The organism is Actinophytocola sp., assembly GCF_050699915.1.
Taxonomy (GTDB): domain Bacteria; phylum Actinomycetota; class Actinomycetes; order Mycobacteriales; family Pseudonocardiaceae; genus Actinophytocola.
On the sequence record NZ_JBOHGA010000201.1, the window covers coordinates 1 to 11312 of the forward strand.

General features: G+C 70.0%; 13 protein-coding genes. 5 read left to right on the top strand and 8 right to left on the bottom strand.

Annotation, left to right across the window (positions count from 1 at the left end; genetic code table 11):
- On the bottom strand, positions 1 to 96 hold a 96-nt coding region (locus ACRDSK_RS26715), incomplete at its 3' end, for a Clp protease N-terminal domain-containing protein (protein WP_131735922.1).
- A gap of 332 nt (positions 97 to 428) precedes the next feature.
- Between ACRDSK_RS26715 and ACRDSK_RS26720 the strand changes: the two genes are divergently transcribed.
- Positions 429 to 1244 (top strand): (2Fe-2S)-binding protein, encoded by an 816-nt coding sequence (locus ACRDSK_RS26720; protein WP_431444060.1) that lies wholly within the window; start codon positions 429 to 431, stop codon positions 1242 to 1244.
- A gap of 224 nt (positions 1245 to 1468) precedes the next feature.
- Here the strand turns inward: ACRDSK_RS26720 and ACRDSK_RS26725 are convergent, their stop codons facing one another.
- On the bottom strand, positions 1469 to 2452 hold the full coding sequence (locus ACRDSK_RS26725) for a DUF5937 family protein (protein ID WP_431444061.1): 984 nt from the start codon (positions 2450 to 2452) through the stop codon (positions 1469 to 1471).
- A 67-nt stretch (positions 2453 to 2519) separates the two neighbouring features.
- Here ACRDSK_RS26725 and ACRDSK_RS26730 point away from each other — a divergent pair, with 67 nt between their 5' ends.
- A complete protein-coding gene (locus ACRDSK_RS26730; protein ID WP_431444062.1) occupies positions 2520 to 3740 on the top strand; it encodes an MFS transporter in 1221 nt (406 codons plus the stop codon).
- Between the two features lie 26 nt (positions 3741 to 3766).
- Here ACRDSK_RS26730 and ACRDSK_RS26735 read toward each other — a convergent pair whose 3' ends face one another.
- Both ACRDSK_RS26735 and lysS read right to left on the bottom strand, forming a co-directional pair.
- Positions 3767 to 4117 carry a histone-like nucleoid-structuring protein Lsr2 gene (locus ACRDSK_RS26735; RefSeq protein WP_431444063.1) on the bottom strand — a complete coding sequence of 117 codons (351 nt, stop codon included), beginning with the start codon at positions 4115 to 4117 and terminating at the stop codon, positions 3767 to 3769.
- A 126-nt stretch (positions 4118 to 4243) separates the two neighbouring features.
- The gene (lysS, locus tag ACRDSK_RS26740; RefSeq protein WP_431444064.1) at positions 4244 to 5746 is read right to left on the bottom strand and encodes a lysine--tRNA ligase; all 1503 of its coding nucleotides are present in this window, start codon (positions 5744 to 5746) and stop codon (positions 4244 to 4246) included.
- Between the two features lie 65 nt (positions 5747 to 5811).
- Here lysS and ACRDSK_RS26745 point away from each other — a divergent pair, with 65 nt between their 5' ends.
- From ACRDSK_RS26745 to ACRDSK_RS26755, 3 genes are all read left to right on the top strand, one after another.
- On the top strand, positions 5812 to 6567 hold the full coding sequence (locus ACRDSK_RS26745; RefSeq protein WP_431444065.1) for a class I SAM-dependent methyltransferase: 756 nt from the start codon (positions 5812 to 5814) through the stop codon (positions 6565 to 6567).
- 76 nt (positions 6568 to 6643) lie between these two features.
- Positions 6644 to 7291, top strand: a complete 648-nt coding sequence (locus tag ACRDSK_RS26750; RefSeq protein WP_431444066.1) for a DUF3558 family protein — start codon at positions 6644 to 6646, stop codon at positions 7289 to 7291.
- A 194-nt stretch (positions 7292 to 7485) separates the two neighbouring features.
- Positions 7486 to 7785, top strand: coding sequence for a DUF3558 family protein (locus tag ACRDSK_RS26755; protein ID WP_431444067.1), 300 nt, complete (start codon positions 7486 to 7488; stop codon positions 7783 to 7785).
- Between the two features lie 21 nt (positions 7786 to 7806).
- Here the strand turns inward: ACRDSK_RS26755 and ACRDSK_RS26760 are convergent, their stop codons facing one another.
- From ACRDSK_RS26760 to panC, 4 genes are all read right to left on the bottom strand, one after another.
- On the bottom strand, positions 7807 to 8931 hold the full coding sequence (locus ACRDSK_RS26760) for a hypothetical protein (RefSeq protein ID WP_431444068.1): 1125 nt from the start codon (positions 8929 to 8931) through the stop codon (positions 7807 to 7809).
- 2 nt (positions 8932 to 8933) lie between these two features.
- Complete coding sequence (locus tag ACRDSK_RS26765) at positions 8934 to 9137, bottom strand: hypothetical protein (protein ID WP_431444069.1); 204 nt, start codon at positions 9135 to 9137, stop codon at positions 8934 to 8936.
- Positions 9138 to 9445: 308 nt separating this feature from the next.
- Positions 9446 to 10222, bottom strand: coding sequence for a type III pantothenate kinase (locus tag ACRDSK_RS26770; RefSeq protein ID WP_431444070.1), 777 nt, complete (start codon positions 10220 to 10222; stop codon positions 9446 to 9448).
- Between the two features lie 5 nt (positions 10223 to 10227).
- Positions 10228 to 11112: a pantoate--beta-alanine ligase gene (gene panC, locus ACRDSK_RS26775; RefSeq protein WP_431444072.1), complete on the bottom strand. Its 885-nt coding sequence runs from the start codon at positions 11110 to 11112 to the stop codon at positions 10228 to 10230.
- Between the last annotated feature and the right edge of the window lie 200 nt (positions 11113 to 11312).

Below are 11312 nucleotides of genomic sequence, written 5' to 3' on the forward strand. Positions count from 1 at the left end.
GTGCTCGGTGCCGATGTAGTTGTGGTTGAGCATCCTGGCCTCTTCTTGGGCCAGCACAACCACCCGCCTCGCGCGGTCGGTGAACCTCTCAAACATCTGCACTCCTGACTGCTGCGCCGGCGGCCCTTGCCCACCGAAATTTGTCTGTCATGCCGGCGGGTCCAGCACCGTGAAGACCACTGTAGTCGCCCAGCCTGTTGCTCTCAGTGCCACTTGGGGGATCCGCAGCGCTCCGGCAACGACGTAGTCGTCGTCCTACTCGACAACGTGCGGGAACCGGTGAGGATTCCGCTGAATGCCGCCTGAATGCGGCTGTCCGCTGTGCGCGAACACCACCTGTCCGGGTGGTCACTCCGACGCGCGCGGGTTGTACGGAGACCGCTAAGGTAAGCCAAACCTCACCATCAACGGCCGTCCGGAGATCGCTCATGCGGACCACTGCGAGCCTACGGCTCGTGACCGATTCCCGGCGAGAGGACCTCGCCGCGTCGGTAGCCCGCGCATCGTCGCAGCAGGTCAGGACGTCGCTGCGGGTCGGCCTGCCCGAGGATGAGGCCGGCTGGGTGAACTGTGGCCGGCTACTCTCCGACGCGGACGGCTTCGCATCCTGGCGCGCTTCGCTGGCCGAGTGGCTGGACGAGCGGTACGGCGAGGCGCCGGAGCGGACCACCGCCGGCCACATCATGACGTGGTATCTCGGGGTGCCCGGCTATCTGGCGGCCCTGCTCTTCCACCACGAGCGGCGGGTGCCGTCCCTGCGTGCGGAGCATCTCGCGTTCCAAACGGCTCGACCGCGGCCCCACCCCGAGTCGATCGCGGTGCTAGACAGCCGTTTCGTCTGCCTGCCCGACGACCCGGCCGCGTCGCTGCGTGAGGCCACGGTCGTACCGGACGAGCAGGCGCTCGCCGCGGTGCTGCGGGCCCGGTTCACCGCGCACGCCGCACGGTTCGTCGCGGCCTTCGCGCCGACCGTCCGGTTCGGCCGCCACACCCTGTGGGCCGCGGCAACCGACGCCCTGGACGACTCGATGCTGCTGGCCGGCCGCTACGGCGGCGACGAGGGTTCGGGCGTCCTCGATGCGGCGCTGCTGCTCCCGTCGCGACTCGGCCCGCTGACCTCTGGTTCGACGATTCGCCGACAGAACGGCGGCTGGACGCGGCGGCGGGAGAGCTGCTGCTTCCACTACCTGCTCGAGCAGGGCAAGGGCACATGCTCGACCTGCCCCCGCGTCATGCCGAAGTAACTCCTCCGCCTGATCGTCCACAGCCGGCCGAGTTGTCCACAGGCGCGGCTGACCAGCCGTTTTCGTCGGTGTTCCTCGGTAGACTGGCATGAGGGGTGCCCCCGGAGAGGGTGGGGGCGTTGGGTAGGTGAGTTCTGCACGCGCGCGCGTGCGCGGGTCGTTGGAGCTTGGGTGCGGGCCATGGTTGTTGGTGCGAGTGATCGGGCCTGCGTGCGGTGGGAGGTTCAGTCTTCGGGGGTGCTGGTCAGGGCGTCGCCCAGTGGGGTGCGGTGGTAGAGGACCGAGCGGCCCGCACGGGCACGGTTGACCAGTCCGGCTCGGCGCAGCACCGACAAGTGGTCGCCGACCGCGCCCGGGGCCAGGCGCAGGCTTGCCGCCAGCTGAGTCGTGCTCGCCGGCGACGCGAGCGACGACAGCAGCCGCGCGCGGGAGCGGCCCAGCAACGCCGCCAGCGCAGCCGGCGGAGGCGCCTCGTCCGGCTCCAGCAGCGCCACCGTGCCGCGGGCCGGGTAGATCAGCGCATGCGGCCACGGCGGATCCGTGTACACCGCCACCTGCGGCCACACGAACACCGACGGCACGAGCAGCAGCCCACGCCCACCCAGGTCGATGTCCTGGTCCGCACGATGGGTGACATCGATCCGGCCATCCCGCCAGCTCACCCTGCGGTGCAGGCCCGCGAGCGCGGCCGTCCACCCGCCCCGGGTCAGCGAACCCGCCCGATGAATCACATCGCGCTCGCACACGGCTCGCACCGCAGGCCAGTCGGCGCCGAGCAGGTCGTGCCAGACCACCTCCAGCGTCTCCGCCACGATCTCGACCACGGCCGGGTCTCGCAGGATCGCCAACGCCTCGTCGCCGGGTGGCGGGGCATCACCCAGGCACTTCGCGATCTCCGCGCGGGCGAGCTCCAGGGGCGTGGCGCGAACGGCGGCGATGTCCGCCTCGATCGTCTGGGCCAGGCTCGCCGGCGGCGGTGCGATGAACGCCGCGCCGTACCGCCTCGTCTGCAGCGCCAGCACCGCGTCGAGCCGGGTCGTCGCGCGCAGTCGGCGGAACACCGGGCGCAGCCGCGCCGACCACTCCGCCGGCAGCCGGGCCGGGCTGAGTCCGGACAGCCGGCGCAGGATGTTGTCCAGCTCGAACAGCGGCGAGATGGCGAACCGGCTGTTCAGGACGTCATCCCGGTGGACGATGATCCGCAGCACGTCTCGGACCTTACGCCCTGGAACGAATCGTTGGTGCCAGGACGACGCGCCCGGCGAGGCTTGCGCCATGACCGAGCGAGCGACCTTCCGGCAGGTGCTGGCCGAACCGGTGTTCCGGGTCCTGTTCTGGTGCCGCGCGCTCGCGATCGGCGCCGACACGCTGCGCACGGTCGCCCTGTCGGTGCTCGTGTTCGACCGGACGGGCTCGGCGTTCCTTGGCGCGCTCACGTTCGGCATCTCGTTCCTGCCGCAGGTGCTCGGCGGCCTGGCGATCGGCGCGCTGCCCGACCTCGTCCGGCCGCGCCCGTTGCTCTCCGGCGGCTATCTGCTCGAGGCGGTCGGCGCGGCTGTGCTCGCCCTCGCCGGGCTGCCGGTGTGGGCGTGCCTGGTGCTGGTCGGCACGATCGGCTGCCTCGGGCCGGTGTTCAACGGCGCGGCCGGCAAGCTCACCGCGGACACGCTCTCCGGCGACGCGTTCGTCCTCGGTCGGAGCCTGTTCCACCTCGCCGCCTCGGCCGCGCAGCTGGTCGGCCTGGCCGCCGGCGGCCTCGCGATCGCGGCGGTCGGGGCGGAGCACGCGCTGCTGATCACCGCCGGCTGCCACCTCGTCGCGGCGCTCGGCACCCGGCTGCTGCTCGCCGACCTGCCGGCACCGGGCGGCACGGACGCGCGGTCGCTGCTGGGCCGCACCTGGCAGGTGAACCGGGAGCTGCTGGCCGATCGCACGGTGCGTCGGCTGCTGCTCGTGATGTGGCTGCCGCCCGCGTTCGTCACCGGTGCGGCGAGCCTGCTGGTCCCCTTCGCGGCGCTGCGCGGGTTCCCGGCCGGGTCGGCGGGCCTGCTGCTCGCGTGCGTCCCGGTCGGGATGATGCTCGGCGACGTCGTCGTCGCGCGACTGCTCGCGCCGGCCGTCCGCGAGCGCCTGGTGCCGGTCTTCGTCGCGGTCCTGGGCCTGCCGCTGCTCGGCTTCGCCCTCGACCTCGGTGCGATCGCGCTCGGCGGGCTGCTCGTGGTCTCCGGGTTCGGGTACGGCTACATGATCGGCGTGCAGCGACCGTTCCGCGACGCGATCCCGACGTTGGTCAGAGGGCAGGCGTTCGGCCTCGTGTCCACCGGCCTGATGACCCTGCAGGGCGTCGGCCCGACGGTGTTCGGTCTCACCGCGGAGGTCGTGCCGGTGGGCGTGGTGATGGCGGCCGGCGGGGCGGCGACCGTGCTCACCGCGATCTGGATCGGCGTTTCAGACAGCGAAAACGCCGGTTCTCACTCGACCGCGAATCCGCGGTGAGCCGAGCCGGCGCTTTTGCCGAATGGTCAGGCCTGCGCGTTGTAGGCGTCGGTGACCTCCTTGGGGATTCGACCCCGATCGGAGACGTTCATGCCCTGCTTGCGGGCCCACTCACGAATTGCCTGGTTCTGTTCGCGATCCGCGGAGGCAGTGCGCGGCGCACGACCCGGTCCAGTTCGTCCGGCCGCACGCCTACGGGCACCGGCCTGGCGGCGAGCGTGCTCCACGTAATCGTGGAGAGCCTCCCGCAACCGCTCCGCATTGTCCTCGGAGAGGTCGATCTCGTAGAACGCGCCATCCAAACCGAACTCGACGGTCTCCTCGGCTTCGGTACCGTCAAGGTCGTCGACCAGGGTAACCATGACCTTCTGCGCCATCTGCGCCCTCCTAGGTTTGAAACACGAGGCCGAACGTGCGTGCGTCAGCACCGATATAAATACTCCCACTAAGGAGGTTAACGCAAATCGTTGGGTGAGATTAGTGGCGCGCGTGTCGCGTCGTGCTCATTCTGGACGCACGAGTGGAAACAGGATCGTCTCCCGTATGCCGAGACCCGTCAGCGCCATCAGCAACCGGTCGATCCCCATTCCGACCCCGCCGCTGGGCGGCATTCCGTACTCGAGGGCGCGCAGAAAGTCCTCGTCAAGCCGCATGGCCTCGTCGTCGCCGCCGGCCGCCAGGCTCGACTGCTCGACGAGCCGCTCGCGCTCGACGACGGCGTCGACCAGCTCGGAGTAGCCGGTGGCCAGCTCGAAGCCGCGGACGTAGAGGTCCCACTTCTCCGCGACCCCGGGGGTGGTGCGGTGCTGGCGGGTCAGCGGGGAGGTCTCGACCGGGAAGTCGCGCACGAACGTCGGCACGTGCAGATGGTCGCCGACGAGGTGCTCGAACAGCTCCTCGACGAGCTTCCCGTGCCCGAGCTTGGGGTCCACCTCCAGCCCGGCGGCCGCCGCGTGCTTGCGCAGCAGCTCGACGGTGGTCTGCGGGGTGATCTCCTCGCCGAGCGCCTCGGACACCGAGCCGTACATGGTGAGCGTGGTCCACTCGCCGGACAGGTCGTACGGCTCGCCGTCCGCGAGCGTGATCTCCAGGCCGCCGAACACCGCCTCGGCGGCCTCCTGGATCAGCTCACGGGTGAGCACGGCCATGGTGTCGTAGGTGCCGTAGGCCTCGTAGAACTCGAGCATCGCGAACTCGGGCGAATGCGAGGAGTCCATCCCCTCGTTACGAAAGTTTCGATTGATCTCGAAGACCTTGTCGATTCCGCCGACCACACACCGCTTGAGGAACAGCTCCGGCGCGATGCGCAGGTACAGATCCATGTCCATCGCGTTCGAGTGTGTGACGAACGGCCGCGCGGTGGCACCGCCGTGCATCGTCTGGAGCATCGGGGTCTCGACCTCGATGAATCCGCGGCGGTGGAAACCGTCCCGCAATGCGCGTGTCACACCGGCACGCGTCCGGACGTTATCGCGGGCCTCCGGGCGCAGGATCAGGTCGACATAGCGCTGTCGAATACGCGTTTCCTCGCCGAGCTGCTTGTGGGCCACCGGCAGCGGGCGCAGCGACTTGGCCGCCATTCGCCACTCGTCGGCTAGTACGGACAGCTCACCGCGCCGCGACGTGATTACCTCACCGTGGACGAATACGTGATCGCCGAGGTCGACATCGCCCTTCCAAGCGGTAAGGGCCTCTTCGCCGACCTTCGCGAGACTCAGCATCGCCTGCAGTTCGGTTCCGTCGCCGTCGAGTAGCGTCGCGAAACACAGCTTGCCGGTATTGCGCATGAACATGACCCGGCCGGTGACGCCCACCACATCACCGGTCGCGGTGTCCGACGGCAAATCGGAATGCGCGGCGCGGATCTCGGCGAGCGTGTGGGTCCTCGGCAGTTCGACCGGGTAGGGATCGACGCCCTCGGCCAACAGCCGCGCCCGCTTCTCCCGCCGGATGCGCAGCTGCTCCGGAAGGTCGTCGGCCGGTGTCTGTGGCGATTCGTCGGTCACGCGGAACAGGGTACGGAGACAGGCCGTGGCCAGGCGAAGGGGTATCTGCGGGCTACGTTGTGGACATGGACGTCGAGGAGCTGAAGAACAGGCGTGCGCGCTCGTTCGGGGCGACCGCGGCCGACTACGCCGAGCACCGGCCGGACTACCCCGCGGCCGGCATCCGGTGGGGGCTCGCGGCGGCGGCCGGCGAGGTGTCGAGGGTGCTCGATCTGGCGGCGGGGACGGGGAAGCTGACCGGTGGGCTGCTCGCGCTCGGGTTGCCGGTCACCGCCGTCGAGCCGGACGAGGAGATGCGGGCGCAGCTGTCGGACCGGTTCCCGTCCGTGCGGGCGCAACCCGGGACGGCGGAGGAGATCCCGCTGCCACCGTCCTCGGTCGACGCCGTGTTCGTCGGGCAGGCGTTCCACTGGTTCGACCGGGAGGCGGCGCTCGCGGAGATCGCGCGGGTGCTGCGGCCGGGTGGGGTGCTGGCGGCGCTGTGGAACGCGGAGGACGACAGCGTCGACTGGGTCGCCGGGCTGGCGAAGGTGGCGCGCTCGAGCGCGCCGCGGACGTGGGCCGACGACTGGCCGACGTTCGACGACAGGTGGTTCGAGGCGGGCGAAAAGGAGGTCTTCGCGCACACGCAGCGCCGCACGGCCGACTCGCTCGTCGCGACACTCGGCACGCAGTCGCACACGCTGGTGGTGAGCGAGGAGAAGCGGGCGACGTTGCTGGGCCGGATCCGCGACTACCTGCGGTCCCGCCCGGAGACGGCAACCGGCGAGTTCGACGTACCCCTGGTCACGACCGTGGTACGGGGCCGCCGGTCACAGTGAGGCTCGCGCGGTTCCCCGACGGCGAGTGACCCGCCTCGGTACGCTCGACACAACGCGCCTAGCAATGGGGGAACCAATGGCCGCGCGAAAGGCCCTGCTCGCCGCTACCGCCGTGGCGGTGCTGACATTCGTCGTCGCCTGCGACGGGGACACCCAGACCCAACCGCCACCGACCTCGACCACGCGCTCGTCGCCCGCCACCACGACCACGACGAGCAACCCGGCACTCCCGACACATGGGGCACCTCGGGTGACCGACCCTCTCGACGCCGAGGCGTTCGCTGACGAGCCCTGCACCAGCCTGACCGCGACCCAGCTCAAGAGCCTTCGACTGGGCGCCGGACACGAGGGACGCGGCGAGGACTTCGACACCTCCGACTGGAGCTGCAAACACCTCGGTGTCGGCTCGGCGAGGGCTCTCTCCGTGTCCGTGAACTACTACCCCAACATCTCGACCGGTCTGAGCTACCTCTACGAGGAGCACGCGGACGGTGAATGGCCACAGTGGAGGCCCACCGAGGTCGACGGTTACCCGGCGGTGTTCTACAGCGACAAGGACCCCGTGCCCAGCCCGTACGAATGTCGGCTCGACGTCGGGATCAGCGACTCGTCGCTCGTCAACATCTGGGTCCTCTACGTGAGCCACAACCGTTTGCCGGACACCTGCGCGGCGGCGACCAAGGCCGCGCAGGCTGTCCTGTCCACGATCAAGTCCGTCAGCTGACCGAGCCCGGTCACCAGTCGTCAGGGACCCCCTCGACGCCGAGGCGTTCGCCGACAAGCCCTGCACCAGCCTGACCGCGACCCAGCCCAAGAGCCTCGGACTGGGCACCGGCCACGAGGGAGAGGGAAGAGGATTCGATCAGTCCGATTGGCACTGCGGGGTACCTCGGCCTCGACCCGGCGACCGACCTGTCCGTGGACGTGAACTACCACCCGGACATTCCCAACGGGCTGAGCTACCGGTACGAGGAGCACGCAAACGGGCAACGGCCACGATGGAAACCCACTGAGATCGCCGGGTACCCGGCGGTGTTCTACGCCAAGAAGACTGCCATTCTCAGCCCGGCCCTGTGCACCCTCGATGCGGGGATCAGCGACTCGTCGTTCGTCAACCTCTGGGTCCTGTATTGGGGCGACACAAGGGGGCTGGACGCTTGCGCGACGGCGACGAACGTCGCGCGGGCCGTGCTGACCACGATCAAGGCCGGCGCCTGACCGCGCCGTACAAACCGGCCGTCAGGTGATCAGCTTGTAGTCGTCGATCTGCGGAACGGCACCCGTCTCCGGACCCACGCCGTTGACGGGGTACTGCCGAGTCTGCCGCAACCCGTCCAGCTCGCGACGCAGGTTGTCGCGGAGGTCCAGAACCGCCTCGGCGACGTCGCGTTCGATCTTGTTGACACCGTCCAGGTACTGGGGGACGACGTCGCGAAGGTACATCTTGTCCTCCAGCAGCAGCCGTTGTTTCGGAGCCTTCTTCTCCTCCGCGGTCTTCACGGCCTCGCCGGCCATCTCGACCGCCGCACTGCCGAGCACCACGGCGGCGGTGACGCCACCGGCTCCCGCGGTGAGGACCGTGGTCGCCGCGACGACCAGCCCGGTGACGACGATGGAGAACACATCGAGCGAGGTGCCGCCCGGGTCCGTGGCCCCGGGGGCCGTGGACGCCCTGGGGCACAGCTTCACCAGCGTCTCCATCAGCGCGAGGATATCCTCGCCTGCCCTGTGCATGATGGCCCGGTAGCGCACCAGGTGCTCGGCCATGACGTAGGTGGCGTTCTCCGTGTACAGCTGGAAGTCGAGAAAGTCGCTCTCGTACTGCTGCGCGAGGTTGTCCTCCGGAGCCGTCCACGTCTTGCGCATCTGCGCCCAGTCGCTGCGCACCGAGAACAGCTCCGCGTACTTGGTGGCCGGGGGCGGCCGCTCCTTCTCACCCTTCCCGGCATCGTCGCCGTCCTGCTCCGCCGGTGCGTGCGCTCTGCCGTCCTTGTCCCAGGTGAGAACGCCCTGGGTGAGCTTGTCGAAGGCGGTTTCCATCACGTCGGACCGGACGCCGCTGACCGACTGCGCGGCCGTGAAAAACACGCTGGTGTCATACATGTAGTCCTCGAGGACCGAGATCGTCGCGAAGCGACCCTCGTCCTCGAAGGTCACATCGGACCATGGGAGCTCGACGTCCGCGCCTGCCTCGTCCCCTTGTGCGGCCGTCGGCCGGTAAACGCGGGGGCCGTCGTGCGACTCGGGGTGCAGCAGGTAGTCGATCCATGCGGCCAGCTCGCCGGACACCTCCGCCAGCCGCGGGTTGGAGTCGGCGGTGATGCCTTGCACGGGGATCGGCTCGCGGCCGGGTGGCAGCGCCACGGCTACCACCCCCGCGCGTCGAGCTCGCGGTGCATCTGCCGAAACCCATCGGCATGCTTCTCGTCGTTGTCCCGCGCCCACTTCATGTGTTTCTGCAGTTTCGCGCGGTAGCCCGTCAAGGATGCGGCAAGCTCGCCCTGGTCTGTGGCCAACAGCTCGACCTGGCGGGCCACCTCGTCGAGGAACGAGCCGGTGGCCGCACGCACGACACCGCTGCCCTCGCCGCCGAACCACCCCGGCGTCTCGCTGGCGCTCGCGCCGGTGACCTCGGCGTGAGCCGAGGAGTACTCCCGGCCGAGCGCCGTCAGCTCCCCGATGACCGGAGTGAGTTACCTGGCGATCGCCTCTTCCATGTGTGGCGAGTCGAGCGCATAGACCTGCGCCGGGTCGTTGTCGGGATTCGTCATGAGTCGTGCTCCCCCATCATGGCGGCCTCCCCAGGCCGCGTTCACGTGCTCACGCATCGTGGCACAGGCACGCGGCCTGACGCCAAGAAACCACGGATGCCGCGGCCTCAGCGGGCGTTGCGGTCGAAGACCAGGCGCAGGCCCAGCAGCGTCAGGTCCGGGCGGTGGTCGACGATCGTCGCGGACTCGTCCACTACCAGGGGGGCCAGGCCGCCGGTGGCGATGACCGTCACCTCGCCGGCGTGGGTCGTTCGGTCCAGTTCGTCGACGATGCGCCGGACCAGGCCGTCCACCTGGCCGGTGAAGCCGTAGATGATGCCCGACTGCAGGCACTCCACCGTGTTCTTCCCGATCACCGACCGCGGACGGACCAGCTCCACCTTGCGCAGCGCGGCGGCGCGCGCGGCGAGCGCGTCGACCGAGATCTCGATGCCCGGCGCGAACACCCCGCCGAGGAACTCGCCCTTCGCGGAGATCACGTCGATGTTCGTCGACGTGCCGAAGTCGACCACCACGCACGCGGTCTCGTGCAGGTAGTGCGCGGCGAGCGTGTTGATCACCCGGTCCGCGCCGACCTCCTTGGGGTTGTCCACGAGTAGCGGCACACCGGTGCGCACGCCCGGCTCGACGATCACCCGCGGCACATCCCCGTAGTACCGCCCCAGCATCACCCGCAGCTCGCGCAGCACCGCCGGCACCGTCGACAGCGCCGACACCCCGGTGATCCGGTCGGCGTGCTCGCCGAGCAGCCCGCGCATCGTGAGCGCGAGCTCGTCGGCGGTCATCCGCGCGTCGGTGCGCATCCGCCAGTCGTGTACCAGCTCGTCGTCCTGGTACAGGCCCAGCGCGATGTTGGTGTTGCCGACGTCGATTGCGAGCAGCACCGGGCTCAGCCCTCCGGCCGCGGGTCGCCGAGGAACACGGAGACGTTGTCGATCAGGCGGGTGCCGCCGACCCGGGCGGCCACCAGCAGCCGCGCCTCGCCGCTCGCGGGCACCGGACCCAGGTCGCGGCCGCGCAGCTCGAGGTAGTCGAGGTCCACACCGGACTCCTTGTCGAGCACTCCGCGCGCGGCGTCGAGCACCGCGTCCGCGCCCTCGGCGCTGATCCGGCTGCCGACGGTCAGCGCGGCGGACAACGTCACGGCCGCGGCCCGCTGCTCGGGGTCGAGGTACGCGTTGCGCGACGAGCGCGCGAGGCCGTCGGAGTCGCGGACGATCGGCACGCCGATGACCTTGACCGCTAGGTCGAGGTCGCGCACCATCCGCCGGACCAGCACGAGCTGCTGGTAGTCCTTCTCGCCGAACAGGGCGAAGTCGGGGCGGACGATGTTGAACAGCTTGGCGACGACGGTGAGTACGCCGGCGAAGTGGCCCGGCCGCGAGGCGCCCTCGAGCTCGTCGCCGAGCGGTCCGGGGTGGACGGTCGTGCACGCCTCGGGCGGAAACATCGCCTCGCGCTCGGGGTTGAACACGAGCTCGACGCGCTCGTGCCGGCAGATGTCGAGGTCGGCCTCGAGCGGGCGCGGGTAGCGGTCGAAGTCCTCGTTCGGCCCGAACTGCAGCGGGTTGACGAAGATCGACGTGGTCAGCACGACGTTGGGCAGCCGGCGGGCGGTGCGCATGAGCTGGCGGTGGCCGTCGTGCAGCGCGCCCATGGTCGGCACGAGCGCGAGCCGGCGGCCCGACCCGCGCAGCGCCCGGCTGATCTTGACGACATCGTCCAGTCCACTGTGGATGTTCAGCTGGCCGGGCGTGAACCTGGGGACGCTCACGACTCCCCCTCGCAGGCTCGGTCGAGCCGCTCGCGGTCGCCCTGTGACATTGATTCGCTCGCAAGCTCGCTCATGGCTGCTCCTCACCGGGCCCGCGCTCGATCGCGGCGGTGACGTCGGGGGCGAGGTCGGGACGCAGCAGCCCGGCGTGCGCGGCGCGGCTGGCGGTGCGGGCGGCGAGCGCGCGGTAGGCGGGCAGC

Coding starts and splice junctions, on each gene's coding strand:
- ACRDSK_RS26720 (WP_431444060.1), top strand. CDS start 429: ATGCGGACCACTGCGAGCCTACGGCTCGTGACCGATTCCCGGCGAGAG.
- ACRDSK_RS26730 (WP_431444062.1), top strand. CDS start 2,520: ATGACCGAGCGAGCGACCTTCCGGCAGGTGCTGGCCGAACCGGTGTTC.
- ACRDSK_RS26735 (WP_431444063.1), bottom strand. CDS start 4,117: ATGGCGCAGAAGGTCATGGTTACCCTGGTCGACGACCTTGACGGTACC.
- ACRDSK_RS26745 (WP_431444065.1), top strand. CDS start 5,812: ATGGACGTCGAGGAGCTGAAGAACAGGCGTGCGCGCTCGTTCGGGGCG.
- ACRDSK_RS26750 (WP_431444066.1), top strand. CDS start 6,644: ATGGCCGCGCGAAAGGCCCTGCTCGCCGCTACCGCCGTGGCGGTGCTG.